Below are 17,420 nucleotides of genomic sequence, written 5' to 3'. Positions count from 1 at the left end.
GGGTATGACACGTACATGACTAACCTGTTGAACGCGGCCTTCTGGGCCGCCACCGCCGAACGCGCCGTCCGCACCTTCGCCCAGTCGCTCGCCGCGGTGCTCGTGGCCGGGGCGACGAACCTCTTCGACGTCGACTGGCCCGCCGCCCTCGCGACGGCGGGCCTCGCGGCTCTGCTGGCCGTGCTCACGGCCATCGGCGCCTCCGGCGTCGGAGGGCGCGGCCCCGGCATCACGGAGACCACGAACCGGGGACCGGGTGGTCAGCGGTCCTGAGGGGGCCGGCCCACCAGCTGCCGCAGCACGTCCTCCATCGTGACCAGACCGGCGAGCTTGCCGTTCTCGTCCAGTACCGCCGCCAGATGGGTACGGCTGCGGCGCATCGCGGTCAGAACGTCGTCCAGCGGGGTGGAGGCACGCACCCGTGCGATCGGCCGCAGCGCCGAGACCGGGAACGGCTTGTCCCGCGGCAGGTCCTCCAGGGCGTCCTTCACATGCAGATAGCCCAGGATCTTCCGCGTACTGTCCACGACCGGGAACCGGGAGTAGCCCGACTCCGCCGCCAGTCGCTCCAGTTCCTCGGGCGTGACGCCGACCTGTGCGTACATCACCTGCTCCAGCGGTACCACCACGTCCGCCACCGGCCGCCGCCCGAGCTCCAGCGCGTCACGCAGCCGCTCGGCCGCCCGGTCGTCCAGCAGCCCCGCGTCGCCGGAGTCCCGGACCATCCGGGCCAGTTCGTCGTCGGAGAAGGTCGCGGACACCTCGTCCCTGACCTCCACGTGCAGCAGCTTCAGCAGCGCGTTGGCGGAGGCGTTGATCGCGAAGATCACCGGGCGCAGCGCCCGGGCCAGGGCGACCAGCGGCGGCCCCAGGGCCAGTGCCGTCCGGGTGGGCTCGGCGAGCGCGACGTTCTTCGGCACCATCTCGCCGAGAAGCATGTGCAGATACGTCGCCACGGCCAGCGCGATCACGAACGAGATCGGGTGGACCAGCCCGTGCGGCACGCCGACGACGTCGAACACCGGCTCCAGCAGATGCGCGATCGCCGGCTCCGCGACGACACCGAGGACCAGCGTGCACAGCGTGATGCCGAGCTGTGCCGCGGCCAGCAGGGCCGAGACATGCTCCAGACCCCACATGACACTGCGGGCCTGCCGGTTCCCGGCTTCCGCCTGCGGCTCGATCTGGCTGCGGCGTACGGAGATCAGCGCGAACTCCGCCCCCACGAAGAAGGCATTGACGACCAGCGTCAGCAAAGCGATCAGGAGCTGAATCGCGATCATCGCCCGGAGCTCCTCTCGTGATCGTCGTCATCGCGCTCCGAGTCGAGCGGCGCATGCATCAGCACGCGCGCCGCACGCCGACCGGACGCGTCCACGACGTCGAGCCGCCAGCCGGACAGCTCGATGCTGTCGCCGACGGCCGGAATCCGGCCGAGACCGGCGGCGATCAGGCCGGCGAGCGTCTCGTAGGGACCCTCCGGCACCCGCAGCCCGATGGCCTGCAGCTGATCGGTGCGGACGGCCCCGTCCGCCGACCACAGCACCCGCCCGTCCGCGTCCTCCCCGGCCCTCACAAGGTCCGCTGTCTCGTGCGGATCGTGCTCGTCGCGCACCTCGCCGACGACCTCCTCGACGATGTCCTCCAGAGTGACGACACCGGCCGTGCCGCCGTACTCGTCGATGACGATCGCCATGGTCTGCTTGCCGGACAGCCGGTCCAGCAGTCGGTCCACGGTCAGTGACGCGGGCACCAGCAGCGGCTCGCGCAGCAGGTCGGCCAACGGATGGCGGGGTCGCTCCTCGGCAGGGATGGCCAGGACGTCCTTGATGTGGACGACCCCGACCACGGTGTCGAGGCCGCCCTCGTGGACGGGGAAGCGCGACAGCCCGGTGGCCCGTGTGGCGTTGGCGACGTCCTGGGCGGTCGCACGCACCTCGAGTGCCGTGACCTGGACGCGAGGAGTCATCACGTTCTCCGTCGTCAGCTCGGCGAGACCGAGGGTGCGTACGAACAGCTCGGCGGTGTCCGGCTCCAGGGCGCCCTCCTTCGCGGAGTGCCGGGCCAGAGCGACGAGCTCCTGGGGCGTACGCACGGAAGCGAGCTCCTCGGTCGGTTCGAGTCCGAGCCGGCGCACGATGCGGTTCGCCGTGTTGTTGAGATGGCTGATCAGCGGCCGGAAGGTGGCGGAGAACACCCGCTGCGGAGTCGCCACGACCTTGGCCACCGCGAGCGGTGAGGAGATCGCCCAGTTCTTGGGGACCAGCTCGCCCACGACCATCAGCACGATGGTCGACAGACCCGTACCGATGGCGAGCGCGAGCGAGGAGGCCACGGACTCCGAGGCGCCGAGCGCCTTGATCGGCCCGCTGATCAGCTTGGCGACGGACGGCTCGGCGAGCATGCCGACGACCAGATTGGTGACGGTGATGCCGAGCTGCGCGCCGGAGAGCTGGAAGGTGAGGCTACGGACGGCCTTCAGGGCGCTCGCCGCCCCGCGCTCGCCACGTTCCACCGCCCGCTCGAGATCGGCACGCTCGACCGTGGTGAGCGAGAACTCCGCCGCGACGAATGCTCCGCATGCGAGGCAGAGCAGCACCGCCACCACGAGCAGGAGCACTTCGGTCATCGGTTCACCTCCGTCCCATGATCGGACAGGGGGAGGCGTACCGCTCGGTGTCTGCTACTGGGAGGCTCGCCCATGGGCGGACGCTCACACCTTTCGTTCGATGGTGAATGTTTCACCCATGGTAAAGGACCGGCAAAGTGTCGTCGTCAACAGGTCGGCGGAACGGCGCACAACGGCATCGCCACGCCGACGTCCCGTCAGGCTTCGTTCCCGCTTACCCGGTGCAGGTCGAGGCCATGCCCCGTGACGCTCATCCGGCTCCCGCTCCCGTCCCCGGCCCCCACTCCCGCTCCCGTTCCCGCTCCCGCTCCCGTGGTCCGGTGCCCCTCTACCCGGTGCCCCTCTACCCGGTGAACGGCTTCACCCAGCGGCTCCACTCCGGCTGCCGGGCGTAGCCGGCCGACCGCCACGCGTGGTGCGCCTGCTCGTTCCGCTCCAGCACCATCGCGTCACCCCGCCGGCCGCCCAGTCGCACGAACCGCTCCTCGGCCACCGCGAGAAGCGCCCCACCCACTCCCCGCCGCCGCTGCTCCGGGTGCACAGCCAGCCGGTACAGATGGCAGCGCCACCCGTCGAACCCCGCGATCACCGTGCCCACCAGCTCGCCGTCCCGCTCCGCGAGGATCAACGCCTCGGGGTCACGGGCGACCAGCCGCTCGACGCCCGCGCGGTCGTCACTGATGCTGGTTCCCTCGGCGGCCACCTTCCAGAAGGAGAGCACGGTGCCGAGGTCGGCCGGTGTCGCGGCCCGCAGTCGCAGAGCATCCATGGCCGCGATCCCACCACCGGCGGCACCCGGCCGTCGACGCCTTTTCGTCATGAGCCCGCGGCGGTCGTTCGTGCGCGGTCGTTCGTGCGCGGCCGTTCGTGCGCGGTCGTTCGTGCGCGGTCATTCGTGTGCGATGGCGGCCAGCACATTCATCCGCGACGCCCGCAGCGCGGGAACCACCGCCGCCACCAGCCCCACGACCACCGAACCGGCCACGACCGCCACGACCGTCCCCCACGGCACGGCGAACTCGGTCATGCCCTCCAGCGCGAGCACCTGCTGTACCGCCACCCCCCACACCATGCCCAGCGCCAGCCCGAGCACCGCGCCGAAGACCGCGATCACCACCGACTCCAGACGGATCATGCGGCGCAGCTGGATCCGCGAGAGCCCGATCGCCCGCAACAGCCCGATCTCCCGGGTCCGCTCCACCACCGAGAGCGCCAGAGTGTTGACCACACCCATCACCGCGATGACGATCGCCAGACCCAGCAGCGCGTACACCAGGTACAGCAGGACGGCGAGCTGCTGCCGGACCAGCTCCTTGTAGTCCGCCTGATCCCTCACCTGCACCTGCGGATACGGATCCAGCGCCTTCTCCAGCGCCGCCCGCAGCCGGCCGGCGTCGGTGCCGGCCGCCGCGTTGACGTACACCGCGCTCTCCTGGGCGCCGGGCAGATGGCGGTCCAGGGTGGCGAGCCCCATGAACAGCCCGCCCGTCATCCCGGGGCCCGTCGCCTGGTCCATGTCCGTCAGCGCGCCCACCGTCAGCCGGGCCTTCCGCCCGCCCGGAAACTCCACGGGCAGCACCGTCCCGGTCCGCACCCCGTGGTCCTCTGCGAAGTCCCGGTCCATCCCGACGGCGTCCCGCGCCAGCGCGGCTCGTGTGCTTCCGCTCGTGTAGGTGACGTTGGCGGCCTCGTCCAGCATCGGGTCGTACCCGGCGGCCGTCGACTCGATCCGCTCGCCGTCCGGAAGCGTCAGTGCCAGGGGCGTGAACCGCTGCCGCACGAGCGTTCCCGCGCCCTCCACGCCCCGCACCTTCTCGGTGACCTCCCGTGGGAACGGCTGGAAGTTGGTGTTCTGCACCACGAAGTCGGCGCCCAGCGTGCGGTCGATCTGCTGGTCGAAGGACCTGGTCATCGAGGCACTCGCCACCGAGAGACCGGTCACCAGCGCCAGGCCGATCATGAGTGCCGCCGCCGTCGCGCCCGTACGCCTGGGATTGCGCAGCGCGTTGCGCTGGCTCATCCGGCCGACCGGGCCGAACAGCCGCGGGAACGCCCCGCCCAGCACCCGGATCACCGGCCGCACCAGCAGTGGACCGGCCACCACCGTGGCGATCAGCGTCAGCGCCACGCCCAGTCCCAGCAGCGAGGACGCGGTCGCCGTCCGCCCGCTCGCCGCGCACCCGGCGAGCGCGGTGAGGCCCGCCGCACCCACCACCGCACCCGCGACCGCCCGGATCCTCAGCGGCCTTCCCACACCGGCGACTTCCGCGTCCGCCAGAGCCGCCATAGGCGAGACCCGGGCCGCGCGCCGTGCCGGGAGATACGCGGCGACAAAGGTGACGCCGAGCCCGACGACGTACGCCGCGACCGGCGTCACCACCCCGATCACCATCTCGGCGGCGCTCAGGTTCATCCCGAACAGCCCCATGAGCCGGATCAGTCCCGCCGCGAGACCGATCCCGGCGGCCAGTCCGAGCGTGGCACCCACCAGCCCCAGCAGCAGCGCCTCTGTGAGCACCGAGCGCCGCACCTGCCGCCGGTCCGCTCCCAGCGCCCGCAGCAGACCCAGCTCGCGGGTCCGCTGGGCGATCAGCATCGAGAAGGTGTTGACGATCAGGAAGACCCCGACCAGCACGGCCACCCCGGCGAAGCCCAGCATCACGTACTTGATCACGTCGAGGAATCCGCCCAGCTGTTCCGCTGCGGATTCGGCCTGCTCGTCGGCCGTCTTCAGCTCGTACGTGTCCCCCAGCACGCCCGCGATCCGCTGCTTGAGCACCGCGTCCGACACACCGTCGGCCGCGTCCACGGAGATCGACGTGGCGGCGTCGGCCCGGCCGAGCAACTGCCGCTGTGCGGTCGCGGTGTCCAGGAAGAGGAGCGCCGCACCGGGGTTGGTCGTGGTGAAGGTGGCGATGCCGACGATCCTGACGGGGAACGAACCGGGCCGGGCCATCACGGTCAGCGTGTCCCCGATGCCGAGGTTCCTCCTGCCGGCCGTGTCCTTGTCCAGGAGCGCTTCGCCGGGACCTCGCGGCGCGTGTCCGCCGGTGAGCCTCACGGGGCTGCGGTCGGTGACGTACCAGTCGGTGGCGATGGTGGGGGCGCCGGTGGTCGGCCCTACGGGCTCGTTGTGCTCGTCGACGACCGTGAGGTTCTCGACCGAGGCGTCGGCATGGGCACCGGCGACACCGTCGACGGTCCGGATCCGCTCGGCCAGCGACGCCGGCAGCGTACGGACCACTCCGGAGGGGACGTACTCGTCGAGGCCCGCCTTCGGAGAGACCGTCACATCCGCCGAGGTCGAGGCGAAGAGCCGGTCGAAGGTACGGGCCACCGTGTCCGAGAAGATCAGCGAGCCGCTGACGAAAGCGACGGACAGGATCACCGCGAGGGCCGACAGCAGCAGCCGCCCCTTGTGTGCGAGGAAACTCCGCAGGGTCGCCCTGAGCATGCCGGGCTCAGCTCCTGCGCAGCGAGTCGAGGTGCTTGAGTCGTTCGAGCACGGCCTCGGCGGTCGGCCCGTGCATCACGTCCACGATGCGGCCGTCCGCGAGGAAGAGGACCAGATCGGCGTGGGCTGCCGCGCCCGGATCATGGGTCACCATCACCACCGTCTGGTCCAGCCGGTCCACCGCCTCCCGCAGGAACGCGAGCACCTCTGCACCGGCCTGTGAGTCCAGATTGCCGGTCGGCTCGTCGGCGAAGATCAGCTCGGGGCGGGAGGCCAGGGCCCGGGCGCAGGCCACGCGCTGCTGCTGGCCGCCGGACAGCTGGGCGGGCCGGTGTTTCAGCCGGTCGCGCAACCCCAGCGTGTCGATGACGAGATCCACCCACTCCTGGTCGGGCCTGCGTCCGGCGATGTCCATCGGCAGCGTGATGTTCTCGGCGGCGGTGAGCGTCGGCAGCAGATTGAAGGCCTGGAACATGAAGCCGATCCGGTCGCGGCGCAGCCGGGTCAGGTCGCGCTCGCGCAGTCCGGTGATCTCGGTGTCGCCGAGCCAGATCTGACCGCCGGACACGCTGTCGAGGCCGGCGAGGCAGTGCATCAGCGTGGACTTGCCCGAACCCGACGGGCCCATCACCGCCGTGAACCGCCCGCGTGCGATGTCGACGTCCACCGAGTCGAGTGCGAGAACGGCCGTCTCGCCCGTGCCGTACGCCTTGGTGAGGCCGCGGGCCCGCGCGGCGAGCGGCGCATCCGCGGCCAGTTCATGGGCGGGTGCAGTGGCGGGTGTCGACAAGGCTGCCTCCCGGGTCGTGGGCGTCCGCGGCTCCCGTACTCCGTACTGCATGCTGCGTACCCACGAGCGTACGGGCAGCCACCTGCCCTTGTCGGTGCTAGCGGCGCCGCGCTAGCTTGAAGGCGTGGCGAAGACCCAGCTGAACGTACGCGTGGACGAGAGCACCGCCGAGGCCGCGCGCCGGCGGGCGCACCAGCGGGGGGTGAGCGTGAACCGCTATATCGAGGAGCTCGTCAAGCAGGACGCGGGCGAGGTGGGGCGTACCTTCGTCGAGGCCGCGGCGGACTTCATGAAGCAGTACGAGTCCGTGTTCGCGGAGGAGTTCGGCACGTCGGGAGCGGAGCGGGACAAGGGCGAGCGTTGAACCTCTCGATCGACCTTGCCTGGCTCCTCATGGTCGCCGAGCACAAGACGCCCGGCGATCCGGAGGTCTCCGACTGGGGGGCGCTGGTCGCGGCGGTGAGCCGCCATGAGGCGGAGATATTCGGCATCCCCGTCTACAGCGATCCGCATGCGCGGGCCGCGTCCCTTCTGCAGTTGCTCCTGCACGTTCCCGCGCTCGAGCACTCGAACGCGATGTTCGCCTCGGCCGTCGCGTACGGCTACCTCGTCGCCTCCGGCCTGAAGGTGGTCACCTCGCCCGAGCAGGTCCGGGACCTCGCCAGGCTGGTCAAGCAGGGCAAGGCGGATGTCCGGGCGATCGCCGACGAGCTCCGGCAGTGGAGTCACTGACTCCGTTCGCCGCCGTTCGCTGCGCGCCGTCGCCGAGGAGCCGGAGAACGGCGACGGCGCGGGACGCCGGGGGACAGGCGTCAGGAAACCTCCCCGGGAGGTGCGTCGGTCGCGTACGGCCGGCGCGCCACACCCAGCACCGCGGAGGACGAGGGCAGTTGAGGGCCCTTCTCCGGGATGCGCAACGCCCGGTACTCGCCCAGCTCGAAGCCCGCCCGCTCCATCCCCTCGATCGGATCCCGGGCCGTGTGGCAGCCGCCGAAGAGCAGGGGCCACACTGTGCGGTCCAGCAGTCGCTGGGTTCCCGCCATCGCCCGGCCGGGCGCCAGGCCGTGCTCGAAGAAGCGCAACTCGCCGCCGGGACGCAGTACCCGCTTGATCTCCGAGAGCGCCCGGGGCACGTCCCGCACCGTGCACAGCACCAGGGACACGACGGCCGCGTCGAACGCCTCGCTCTTGACCGGCAGCGCTTCGGCCGCGCCGGGCACCACGTCCACGGGCACATCGGCGTGCAGCCCCGCTGTCACCGCCAACCGGCGCAGGGTGCGCTCCGGCTCGATCGCGACCACCTCGGACACGGCGCGGGGGTAGTACGCGAAGTTCAGCCCGTTGCCCGCGCCGATCTCGATGACCCGGCCGGAGAGGCCGGCCAGCAGCTCCTTGCGGTGCTCGGCGACCCCGCCCTTCTTGTCGGCGGTCACGCTCAGGCGTGCGTAGAAGCGTGCGAACACGGGGTGGTGGACGGCGTCCCGGGGGACTTTCTGACCGCGCAACGGCATCGTGGGCCTCCTCCGACGACCGGTACGACGACCGGTACGGAGATTGTCCCCCGGATGACGCGGGTCAGTCGGCCCGTCAGCCGCTGACGAGACAGAACTCGTGTCGACGTCGATCCGGACCTCGCCTTCCGCCTGTTGCTTCGCGCGCTGAAGGGGTACTTCGTACGGATCAGCGAAGCGCGATACGAGCGCTATCTGGCTCTCGGGGACGAGCTCGGCCTCGGTGAGGACGTCGTCGACGACACGGACTTCAACATCTGGCCGGAGCTGATCGACTGACAGCAGGGCAATGCCGCGGGCGATGCTCGCACACCAACGGGGCTGGGGTCCCCCTCACGTGAGGGGGACCCCAGCCCCGTTGAGCCTCTTCCTGGCAAGCCTCGGCGCCTGCAGTTCACCATCACCGATCCCAGTCGCACCCGATACGAGGCAATCGCTGGGCAACTCGGCTACAGCAAGGGCGACAGCCAAGGGGGAGGCGTCGAAAGGGGGAGCCGGGGGCTTGCGTTTCTTAGCCGACCTTGTGTGCATCAATTCCCTGTCGCCCCGTATCGCGTAAGTCTATTTGTGCGATGACCAAGGAGTGAAAGAGTGCGTACTTTACTGCGCAGGGTTTCCACCGGTGCAATGGTGATGGCCGCTGTGGGGACGACGACACTGGGAACTCTGGCGGGCACCGCCAATGCAGGCACGCTCGGCGCGCTCGGCAAGTGCGGTGATTCGAAGACCGCGGAGACTGACGGCGCTACGGCGCACTGGTCTCTGGACTGCAGCGGAGGCCAGATCACGGTATCCGGTTGGTACCAGGACGATGAGCCCGACGGAGACTGCGTCGGCGTGCGGGCAGACTTCGCCGACGGTTCGACGAAGCGCAGCCAGACGTGCGGCGGGTGGGGGACGAAGAAGTCCTTCAAGTGGAAGGCCCCGGTAGTCGTTGTGCTAAACAATAATGGCTACTGCGTGACGGCCTGGCGCCGCTGACGCTCTCACTCCGAACCAAGGAGATGCATATGACAAGCCGAGTGGACTGCCACGTTCGTTACGATCCGGAAGTTGACGTGGCACTACTTTCCTTCACGGAATCGTCGGCCAGCCCTGGTGGCACAGCGCTGGAATTCAATGACGAATCTGGACTGGCGGGTCTTCTACGTCTTGGTTCTGAGGGGAAATTTGATCACCTGGAACTCTTGGGAGCGAAGCGCGCAGTCCCTCAGCTCATTGCAGATCTGCGCCCCCCTGCACCAGGCGCGCGCGATTACTGCCGAGGTGTAGTGAATGTGCACGTGACAGCGACTGAGCAAGGTGCCGTCCGATTCGATCTCGACGACATCGCCACCACCGGCAACGCGTACGAGGTATCGGTACAAGCAAAATCGCCGTCCTCGACTCTTGCGACCCTTAGGTATGACGGAGATTCAGGTGTTCTCCATTCGCTGACGCTCTTTCCGTCGGGGAACCTGCTTGGGGGCCTGGCAAGATTCACGTCTAACTGATCCGGGTGAAAGTTGCGTGTCCCCTGTCCTGCAAATCGGACAGGGGACACGCTGACGTATGTGCTCCGCGCCTCCGTGGTCGGTCGAGCCCATGCCGGGATGGGCCGGCACCGAGCACCCCCACACCGGCGAGGTCACCGGAGGACGCGGCGACAGCCCCGGCTACACCGCTGAACAGCGGGATGAGGAAGTACGGCTCCGCCAGCTCCTGGTCGAGCTCTCCGAAGAGGTGGCCACGCACCCGCACTGGGTCACCTACGAGCGGGGGGACGTCGTCAGGGGCAGGCCGCCCATGTAGTGGGCGATGTCGACGTAGTACGCATAGTCGCCGTTCCGTGCGAGTTCACGTAGGCGGTCGGCAACGGCGCGGATCCTGTCCTGCTCGCCGCGGACGGCGTGGTGGAAGGCGAGGGCGAGCTCGAGGACGACTTGGGCCGCGGTGATGCCGGCATCCCTGATTTCGGTGCGCAGGGCACGGGCGGTTTCGAGGCTGGGCAGGGTGCCCGCGTCGCGGACGAGCGCGGCGATCTTCACGGTGAAGGTGGTAGCGGTCAGGTCGAGGCCGGTGAGGAGTTGCCCGGCGAGGTGGATCTCGTCGTCGGCGGTGTCGGGGTCGGTGAAGGCGAGGACGAGTGCCCGCTGGGCCTGGCTGATCGCGCGTTCCCCGGCGACGCCTTACTGCTCGGCCTGGTCGCGAGCGGCGGCGTAGGCGGCAGCGGTGCGGGTCATGTCGCCGTGGGGCCAAATGAGGTCGCCTTCGACGCGGTGCTGTCGGCCTTCCCAGCCAAGGGTCTGTGCGACGTCGTATGCGGTGGGAAAGTCACCGGCAAGGCGGGCGAGGTGAGCCAGGCCCCGCCGCGCCGCAGGGGCAAGACGGCCCCTGCCGTCGGCGACAAGCTGCATCCTGCTGCGGGAGCCGGCGGAGTCTCCGAGGTCGCGCTGCGCCTTGGCGAGGTAGTAGCAGGCCATCTCGTGCAGGTCGACGGGGAGCAGGCCGGTGCTGGCGATGGCGGCGAGGCGGGAGGCGGTGACGGAACGGTGCTCGTGCTGGCGGCGGGCGAGCGCGGCCAGGAGCTCGACGAGAGCGTCGGCCACGGTCGCCATGCCACCGCTGGCGCTGTTCCCGCCCGCACGGCGCTCAGCCCACCTTCGCGGCGAACGCGTCCGCGTCCCACACGCCCCCGAGCGCGGGGGCGAGCCAGTGCGGCGCGGATGTACGGAAGGTGGTGGGCGACAGCGTCCCCGATCCCTCAGGGACGGCGCCGAGCAGTGGAGTGCCCGCCGATCCGGGGAAGTCGGCGAGATTGCAGCGCATCGCGAGATCCGGCACGGCGGGCCAGCTGCCCACGACGACACCCAGCGGCTCGAGCGAGCGCGCCCGCAGCGCTTCGGCGGTGAGCGCGGTCGCGTTGAGCGTCCCGAGGCCGGCCGTCGCGACGACGAGCACGGGCGCATGCAGCAGCCGGGCGGCCTCGGCGAGCGTCCCGCCGTCGTCGTCGAAGCGTACGAGCAGGCCACCGGCGCCCTCGACCAGGACCAGATCGTGCTCGGCGGCGAGCTTCTCGGCCGCCTCTGCGACGTCCCGGGGGCCCACCGCCGGCATACCCGCGCGCCGCGCCGCCGTGTTCGGAGCCAACGGTTCCGGGAACCGGGCGAGTTCGACACCGGTCACCCCGGCGCCCGCCAGCCGCGCGGCCTCCTGCGCATCCCCCGCCTCGCCGGCCGCGAGCCCGGTCTGCGCGGGTTTGAGCACGGCAACCTTCCGGCCCTGCGCCGCCGCTACGGCGGCCACCGCCGCGGTGACCACGGTCTTCCCGATCTCTGTCCCGGTCCCGCTGACGACGATGACACCCATGCTGCTCCTTGCTCTCCTACGCTGTCGTGCCGGCCCGTCGATGCCCCGGGACGCCGAGCGGGCCGTGCGCCCGGCACGCGGGCCGAGGGCCCGGTTCCGGCTCATCCCGCCGCCGCTGCCGCGCACACCGCCCGCGCGATACGGGCCACGTCCTCTTCGCCTGTCACATACGGAGGCATGGTGTACACCAGGTCCCGGAACGGGCGGATCCAGACGCCCTCGCGTACCGCGGCCTCCGTTGCCGCGGTCATGTCCACGGCGTGGTCCAACTGCACCACGCCGATTCCGCCCAGTACGCGGACGTCCCGCACACCGGGAAGGGAGGCGGCTTCCGCAAGCCCCTCGCGCAGGCCCGACTCGAGGCGCTTGACCTCCTGGCCCCAGTCCTGGCCCAGCAGCAGGTCGATCGACGCGCAAGCGACCGCCGAGGCCAGCGGGTTGCCCATGAACGTCGGCCCGTGCGCCAGCACCGGGACCTCGCCGCGCGAGATGCCGTCGGCCACCCGGCTGGTGCACAGCGTCGCCGCCATGGACAGATAGCCACCGGTGAGCGCCTTGCCGAGGCACATGACGTCCGGTGACACACCTGCCTGCTCCGCGGCGAAGAGCGTTCCCGTGCGGCCGAAGCCCGTGGCGATCTCGTCGAGGACGAGCAGCACGCCGTGCGTGTCGCACGCCTCCCGGAGCACCCGGATCCAGTCGGGGGAGTGGAAGCGCATACCGCCCGCGCCCTGGACCACCGGCTCCACGATCACCGCGGCAAGCTCGTGCGCGTGCCGTCCGATCAGCTCCCGCAGATGGTCCGCGTACGTCTCCTCGTACCCGACGGGCGGCGCGTCCGCGAAGACCTGCCGGGGCAGCACCCCCGACCACAACTCGTGCATCCCGCCGTCCGGGTCGCACACCGCCATGGGCTGCCAGGTGTCCCCGTGGTACCCGCCGCGCCACGTCAGCAGCCGCCGCTTCTCCGGCTGTCCGACCGAGCGCCAGTACTGCAGGCACATCTTCACCGCGACCTCGACCGAGACCGAGCCGGAGTCGCTGAGGAACACGTGCCGGAGCGGCTCCGGGGTGATCTCCACCAGCCGGGTGGCGAGCCGGACGGCGGGCTCATGGGTGAGCCCGCCGAACATCACATGGCTCATGCGGTCGAGCTGGCCGCGCGCCGCCTCGTTCAGGACGGGGTGGTTGTAGCCGTGGATCGCCGACCACCACGAGGACATGCCGTCGACCAACTCGTCCTGGCCGTGGACGGGTTCGGCGAGCCGGAGCCTGACCCCGGACGCGGACTCGACGACCAGCGGGTCGGTGCGGCCCGGCATGGGGCCGTACGGGTGCCAGACATGTGCCCGGTCCAGGGCCACGAGTTCACGCACGCCGGAACTACGCATTGGGCGCGAGGTCCGTCCCGGCGCCGCGTCGCCGGACCGCCACCAGATCGGTACGGGCCACCGGGGCCTCGTCCGGGGCATCCGTGGCGTCCGGTGCCGTGTCGCCGCAGGGTGCGCAGCCGCCGGAGTGGGAGCCGCATCCGCCCGCCGGCGCGTCGGTGCGGTGCTCGGGAAGCGTCGTGGTGTCCGTGCCCTCGACCTCGAAGCCGGCGTCCGCGATCATCTCGAGGTCCGCCTTGCCGGCCTGGCCCTCACTGGTCAGATAGTCACCCAGGAAGATCGAGTTGGCGAGGTGCAGCGCCAGCGGCTGGAGCGTGCGCAGATGGACCTCGCGGCCGCCCGCGAGGCGTACCTCCACGTCAGGGCAGACGAACCGCACCATGGCCAGGATCCGCAGCGCCCGCTGCGGCGTGAGGTTCCACTCCTTGGCGAGCGGGGTGCCCTCGAACGGGATCAGGAAGTTCACCGGCACCGAGTCCGGGTCCAGTTCGCGCAGCGCGAAGACGACGTCGACCAGGTCCTCGTCGCTCTCGCCCATGCCCGCGATCAGACCCGAGCAGGCCGACAGGCCCGCGGCGTGCGCCTTCTGGACGGTGTCCACGCGGTCCGCGTACGTGTGTGTGGTCGTGATGTCCCCGTACGTCCCCTCGGACGTGTTGAGGTTGTGGTTGTAGGCGTCCGCGCCGGCCGCCCGCAGCCGCTCCGCCTGCCCGTCGGAGAGCAGGCCGAGACAGGCGCACACCTCGACGTCCTCGTTCTGCTCCTTGATGGCCTCGATGGTCTGCGAGACACGGTCGACGTCCCGGTCCGTGGGGCCCCGGCCGCTCGCGACGAGGCAGACCCGCTTCGCGCCGCCCGCGACTCCCGCTGCCGCCGCCTGCGAGGCCTCGTCCGGCTTCAGCCAGGTGTACTTGAGGATCTCCGCCTTGGAGCCGAGCCGCTGGGAGCAGTACGAACAGTCCTCCGGGCAGAGACCGGACTTGAGATTGACCAGATAGTTGAGCTTCACCCGCCGTCCGAACCACTGACGGCGCACCTTTCCGGCCGCGGCCACCACTTCGAGCAGATCGTCGTCCGAGGTCGCCAGCACGGCGAGCGCTTCTTCACGGGTCGGCAGCTCACGCCGCAGGCCCTTGTCCACCAGCGTGTTCAGGAGATCCATGGCGCAGATCCTCGCCTACCGGACACCCCTCGGCCAAGGAGGAACTCGACAACACGCGCGGATTGAGGTGTGTGTATGGCCACACTCTGACCTCTGCCGCCGCGGGCTAGGGTCTGTTCGCTGCCTACAAAAGGACAGGACCGTCATGCCGCAGTCCATGCCTCAGGATCCCTTCGAGTGGACCGACGACGCGGCGCGCCTGCGTGCGGACGCCGGACTCGTACGTACGCTCCGGCCGCGAACCGCCGACGCCACCCTGCTCGATCTGGCGAGCAACGACTATCTCGGCCTCACCCACAGGCCCGAGATCACCGAGGCGGCGGCAGCGGCCGCTCGCCGCTGGGGCGCCGGCGCCACCGGCTCCCGGCTGGTCACCGGCAGCACCGAACTGCACGCGGAACTCGAGCGTGAGCTCGCCGAGTTCTGCGGGTTCGAGGCCGCGCTGGTGTTCTCCTCCGGCTACGCGGCGAACCTCGCCGCCCTCACGGCGCTGAGCGCGCACGGCTCCCTCATCGTCTCGGACGCGGGCAACCACGCCTCCATCGTGGACGGCTGCAGACTCTCCCGTGCCGAGACGGCCGTGGTCCCGCACGCCGATCCGGAGGCGGTGCGCAAGACACTCGAGGCCCACCCGGGACGGCGCGCCCTGATGGTCACCGACTCGGTCTTCTCGGTGGACGGCGACGCGGCGCCGCTCACCGCACTCGCGGAGGTCTGCCGCGCGCACGGCGCCGCTCTCGTCGTCGACGACGCCCATGGCCTGGGCGTCCTCGGCGAGGGCGGCCGGGGCGCGCTCGACGCCGCGGGGCTCGCGGGAGCCGCAGGGGTCGTCGCGACGTTGACCCTCTCCAAGTCGCTGGGCAGCCAGGGCGGGGCCGTCCTGGGTCCGGCCAGGGTCGTCGACCATCTGATCAACGCCGCACGGACGTTCATCTTCGACACCGGCCTCGCCCCGGCGGCGGCGGGCGCGGCCCTGGCGAGCCTGCGGCTGCTGCGCGGCGAGCCGGCCGTCGCGGACCGCGCCCGGGCCGTCGCCGCCACGCTGTACGAGCGGCTGACGGGCGCGGGGCTGACCGCGGCCCGCCCGGACGCCGCGGTCGTCTCCGTGCGGGCGCCGTCCCCGGAGGCCGCCGTGGGGTGGGCGGCGCAGTGCCGGGCCGAGGGGCTGGCCGTCGGCTGCTTCCGGCCGCCGTCCGTGCCCGACGGAATCTCACGGATCAGGCTGACGGCGCGGGCCGACCTCACGGATCAGCAGGTCGAGGAGGCCGTCGCGGTGGTCCTGACGACTGCTCCCTGAGCGACGGTCAGCGGGTCGCGGCGGCGCGCAGCCCGCGGACGAAGCCGGTCCACGCCTGGGGTGAGAAGCGCAGCGGCGGCCGCCGGACGTTCTTGGAGTCGCGCACGGCCAGCGCGCCGTCGGCGCAACGAGCCGTCTCGACGCAGTTGTTCATTCCCACGCTGCGGCTGCTGCGCCGCCACGGGGTGCAGATCTGGGTGCGTATGCGTGCGTGGTGAGCCGACATGGACGTGCCTTCCCTACGCGCCGTCACCGATCCCGGCGATGAGATCCAACGAGTCCTGGAGCGAGAGCGCATGAGCCTGCATGGTGCGGAAAGCGGCGCCGTACGCCTCGAGGTCTTCTTTGCGCTCCAGGTAGAGGCTACTCGTCAGATGGTCGAGAACAACAACATCCAGATCAGAAGTGGTCGGAAATGAGAAAATAACGAAAGGTCCCGTGAGGCCCGCATAACCTCCCGTGGAGAAGGGAAGCACCTGCAGCCGGACATGGGGCAACTGGGCCATCTCCCGCACCCGCGCCAGCTGTGCGCGCATCACCCGGGGGCCGCCCACCTGACGCCGCAGCACCGCCTCGTCGAGGACCGCGCTGAACCGGAGCGGACGGTCCGCATGCAGCACTTCCTGACGGGTGAGCCGCACCTCGACCAGTGAGTCCACGGTCGCGGCGGACACGCCGTCCAGCGCCGAACGGGTCACCGCCCGTGCGTAGTCCGGCGTCTGCAGCAGGCCGGGCACCACCGAGGTCTCCAGCGTCCGGGCGGCGCCCGCCTGGGACTCCAGACTGATGAAATCCCGGTACTGGGGCGGGATCACCCCGCGATAGGCGTGCCACCAGCCCGTGCCGCCGCCTCCGGCGGAGCCCGCAAGTGTCCCGAGGAGCTCGCGCAGCCGTGGATCCGTGATCCCGTAGGCGTCCAGCAGCCGCACCACATCGGCCGGTTTCACCCCGCTCGCCGCGGTCTCTATGCGGCTCACCTTCGACTGGTGCCACCCCACCAGCCGGGCGGCCTCCCGGCTGGTGAGGCCCACGCCGAGGCGCAACCTGCGCAACTCCTCACCGAGCTTGCGCCTGCGCACCGCTGGACCGTGCCGCATGTCTGCCGCCTCCTTCCGCCCGTCCGGCGAGCCGCCCGGCGGACCGTGGCCACCGCTGACGCAGCCATCAAGTGTGCGCCCAAATCCGTTCTCGCGTAGCAGAGTTCACCGCTTTGAGCGACAGATATATGCATATCTGGGTGGATGGCCGCCGACAGTGGCACCAACGGTGGCACTCTGGGGGCCAGCGCAGTCCGGGGCCGCTCCGGCGCATCACCCGCTATGTGCCGCCACGTGTCGTCATCCGGCCCTGGTGGGAAAGGGACAGCTCGCCATGGCAGATCACCAGGAAGCATCCGTCACTCTGCCGAGCGATCCCGCTTCGGTCTCCGCCGCGCGGAGATACGTCTCCGGTGTCCTCGCCGAATGGGGCCTGCCTGGAGAGGCGGAGACGGCGGACACCGTCCGGCTCATCGTCTCGGAGCTGGCCACCAACGCCGTACAGCACACCTTCGGACAGTCGCCGACCTTCACCGTCGACCTCCGGCTGGAGCGCGAGGAGCGGCTCAGCATCGGTGTCACCGACAGCCATCCGCGCTGGCCGCAGCGGCTGCCCGCGGCCGTTCAGCAGGACAACGGGCGGGGGATGGTGATCATCCGCTGGCTCACCGCCGAGCACGGCGGCCGGCTGTCCGTGATCCCCACCCCGGACGGTGGCAAGACCGTCCGGATCGCCCTGCCGTGGACGCCCGCTCCGGCGCCCGCAGCCGCGGCCGTTCCGGACTTGAACTGAAGCACCAG

22 protein-coding genes are annotated in these 17,420 nt (G+C 70.7%); 9 read left to right on the top strand and 13 right to left on the bottom strand.

What is annotated here, in order from left to right; translation table 11 throughout:
* Nucleotides 1–15: 15 nt before the first annotated feature.
* Nucleotides 16–273, top strand: a complete 258-nt coding sequence (locus ACFU5O_RS24145; RefSeq protein WP_384243803.1) for a holin — start codon at nt 16–18, stop codon at nt 271–273.
* Here ACFU5O_RS24145 and ACFU5O_RS24140 read toward each other — a convergent pair.
* The 5 genes from ACFU5O_RS24140 to ACFU5O_RS24120 form a co-directional block, all read right to left on the bottom strand.
* On the bottom strand, nt 261–1,283 hold the full coding sequence (locus ACFU5O_RS24140) for a hemolysin family protein (RefSeq protein ID WP_384243802.1): 1,023 nt from the start codon (nt 1,281–1,283) through the stop codon (nt 261–263). The genes ACFU5O_RS24145 and ACFU5O_RS24140 overlap by 13 nt on opposite strands.
* Complete coding sequence (locus ACFU5O_RS24135) at nt 1,280–2,629, bottom strand: hemolysin family protein (RefSeq protein WP_384243800.1); 1,350 nt, start codon at nt 2,627–2,629, stop codon at nt 1,280–1,282. Before ACFU5O_RS24135 ends, ACFU5O_RS24140 begins: the two co-directional genes overlap by 4 nt.
* Nucleotides 2,630–2,972: 343 nt before the next feature.
* The gene (locus ACFU5O_RS24130) at nt 2,973–3,398 is read right to left on the bottom strand and encodes a GNAT family N-acetyltransferase (protein WP_384243799.1); all 426 of its coding nucleotides are present in this window, start codon (nt 3,396–3,398) and stop codon (nt 2,973–2,975) included.
* A gap of 120 nt (nt 3,399–3,518) precedes the next feature.
* Complete coding sequence (locus ACFU5O_RS24125) at nt 3,519–6,083, bottom strand: ABC transporter permease (protein ID WP_384243798.1); 2,565 nt, start codon at nt 6,081–6,083, stop codon at nt 3,519–3,521.
* A gap of 7 nt (nt 6,084–6,090) precedes the next feature.
* Nucleotides 6,091–6,873 (bottom strand): ABC transporter ATP-binding protein, encoded by a 783-nt coding sequence (locus tag ACFU5O_RS24120; RefSeq protein WP_384243797.1) that lies wholly within the window; start codon nt 6,871–6,873, stop codon nt 6,091–6,093.
* 124 nt (nt 6,874–6,997) lie between these two features.
* On the opposite strand from ACFU5O_RS24120, the gene ACFU5O_RS24115 reads away from it, so the two are divergent.
* On the top strand, nt 6,998–7,237 hold the full coding sequence (locus ACFU5O_RS24115; RefSeq protein ID WP_384243796.1) for a toxin-antitoxin system HicB family antitoxin: 240 nt from the start codon (nt 6,998–7,000) through the stop codon (nt 7,235–7,237).
* The gene (locus ACFU5O_RS24110) at nt 7,234–7,605 is read left to right on the top strand and encodes a fic family toxin-antitoxin system, toxin component (protein ID WP_384243795.1); all 372 of its coding nucleotides are present in this window, start codon (nt 7,234–7,236) and stop codon (nt 7,603–7,605) included. Before ACFU5O_RS24115 ends, ACFU5O_RS24110 begins: the two co-directional genes overlap by 4 nt.
* Before the next feature lie 80 nt (nt 7,606–7,685).
* Here the strand turns inward: ACFU5O_RS24110 and ACFU5O_RS24105 are convergent, their stop codons facing one another.
* The gene (locus tag ACFU5O_RS24105; protein ID WP_384243793.1) at nt 7,686–8,384 is read right to left on the bottom strand and encodes a class I SAM-dependent methyltransferase; all 699 of its coding nucleotides are present in this window, start codon (nt 8,382–8,384) and stop codon (nt 7,686–7,688) included.
* A 135-nt stretch (nt 8,385–8,519) separates the two neighbouring features.
* Here ACFU5O_RS24105 and ACFU5O_RS24100 point away from each other — a divergent pair, with 135 nt between their 5' ends.
* From ACFU5O_RS24100 to ACFU5O_RS24085, 4 genes are all read left to right on the top strand, one after another.
* Entirely contained in the window at nt 8,520–8,663 is a 144-nt protein-coding gene (locus tag ACFU5O_RS24100; protein WP_384243792.1) for a hypothetical protein, read from the top strand.
* A gap of 312 nt (nt 8,664–8,975) precedes the next feature.
* Complete coding sequence (locus tag ACFU5O_RS24095) at nt 8,976–9,365, top strand: hypothetical protein (protein WP_384243791.1); 390 nt, start codon at nt 8,976–8,978, stop codon at nt 9,363–9,365.
* Nucleotides 9,366–9,394: 29 nt separating this feature from the next.
* Nucleotides 9,395–9,877, top strand: a complete 483-nt coding sequence (locus tag ACFU5O_RS24090; protein WP_384243790.1) for a hypothetical protein — start codon at nt 9,395–9,397, stop codon at nt 9,875–9,877.
* 91 nt (nt 9,878–9,968) lie between these two features.
* Complete coding sequence (locus ACFU5O_RS24085; protein WP_384243788.1) at nt 9,969–10,175, top strand: hypothetical protein; 207 nt, start codon at nt 9,969–9,971, stop codon at nt 10,173–10,175.
* Here ACFU5O_RS24085 and ACFU5O_RS24080 read toward each other — a convergent pair.
* From ACFU5O_RS24080 to bioB, 5 genes are all read right to left on the bottom strand, one after another.
* A complete protein-coding gene (locus tag ACFU5O_RS24080; RefSeq protein WP_384243787.1) occupies nt 10,133–10,411 on the bottom strand; it encodes a hypothetical protein in 279 nt (92 codons plus the stop codon). The genes ACFU5O_RS24085 and ACFU5O_RS24080 overlap by 43 nt on opposite strands.
* A 141-nt stretch (nt 10,412–10,552) precedes the next feature.
* A complete protein-coding gene (locus ACFU5O_RS24075) occupies nt 10,553–10,981 on the bottom strand; it encodes a hypothetical protein (protein ID WP_384243786.1) in 429 nt (142 codons plus the stop codon).
* 34 nt (nt 10,982–11,015) lie between these two features.
* The gene (gene bioD, locus ACFU5O_RS24070; protein WP_384243785.1) at nt 11,016–11,732 is read right to left on the bottom strand and encodes a dethiobiotin synthase; all 717 of its coding nucleotides are present in this window, start codon (nt 11,730–11,732) and stop codon (nt 11,016–11,018) included.
* Between the two features lie 101 nt (nt 11,733–11,833).
* Complete coding sequence (locus ACFU5O_RS24065; RefSeq protein ID WP_384243784.1) at nt 11,834–13,123, bottom strand: adenosylmethionine--8-amino-7-oxononanoate transaminase; 1,290 nt, start codon at nt 13,121–13,123, stop codon at nt 11,834–11,836.
* Nucleotides 13,116–14,285, bottom strand: a complete 1,170-nt coding sequence (gene bioB / locus ACFU5O_RS24060; RefSeq protein ID WP_384243783.1) for a biotin synthase BioB — start codon at nt 14,283–14,285, stop codon at nt 13,116–13,118. The genes ACFU5O_RS24065 and bioB overlap by 8 nt, the downstream gene beginning before the upstream one ends.
* Before the next feature lie 157 nt (nt 14,286–14,442).
* Here bioB and ACFU5O_RS24055 point away from each other — a divergent pair, with 157 nt between their 5' ends.
* Nucleotides 14,443–15,582, top strand: coding sequence for an 8-amino-7-oxononanoate synthase (locus ACFU5O_RS24055; protein ID WP_384243915.1), 1,140 nt, complete (start codon nt 14,443–14,445; stop codon nt 15,580–15,582).
* Between the two features lie 7 nt (nt 15,583–15,589).
* On the opposite strand, the gene ACFU5O_RS24050 is transcribed toward ACFU5O_RS24055, so the two are convergent.
* Together ACFU5O_RS24050 and ACFU5O_RS24045 are read right to left on the bottom strand one after the other, a co-directional pair.
* Nucleotides 15,590–15,808 carry a DUF397 domain-containing protein gene (locus ACFU5O_RS24050; protein WP_384243782.1) on the bottom strand — a complete coding sequence of 73 codons (219 nt, stop codon included), beginning with the start codon at nt 15,806–15,808 and terminating at the stop codon, nt 15,590–15,592.
* A gap of 13 nt (nt 15,809–15,821) precedes the next feature.
* Nucleotides 15,822–16,679 carry a helix-turn-helix domain-containing protein gene (locus tag ACFU5O_RS24045; protein ID WP_384243780.1) on the bottom strand — a complete coding sequence of 286 codons (858 nt, stop codon included), beginning with the start codon at nt 16,677–16,679 and terminating at the stop codon, nt 15,822–15,824.
* A 274-nt stretch (nt 16,680–16,953) separates the two neighbouring features.
* Here ACFU5O_RS24045 and ACFU5O_RS24040 point away from each other — a divergent pair, with 274 nt between their 5' ends.
* Complete coding sequence (locus ACFU5O_RS24040; protein ID WP_384243779.1) at nt 16,954–17,412, top strand: ATP-binding protein; 459 nt, start codon at nt 16,954–16,956, stop codon at nt 17,410–17,412.
* Nucleotides 17,413–17,420 lie beyond the last annotated feature (8 nt).

Source organism: Streptomyces sp. NPDC057445, assembly GCF_042802855.1.
Lineage (GTDB): Bacteria > Actinomycetota > Actinomycetes > Streptomycetales > Streptomycetaceae > Streptomyces.
Note: the sequence above shows the minus strand (reverse complement) of the source record. Positions and strands in the feature narration are given on the sequence as shown.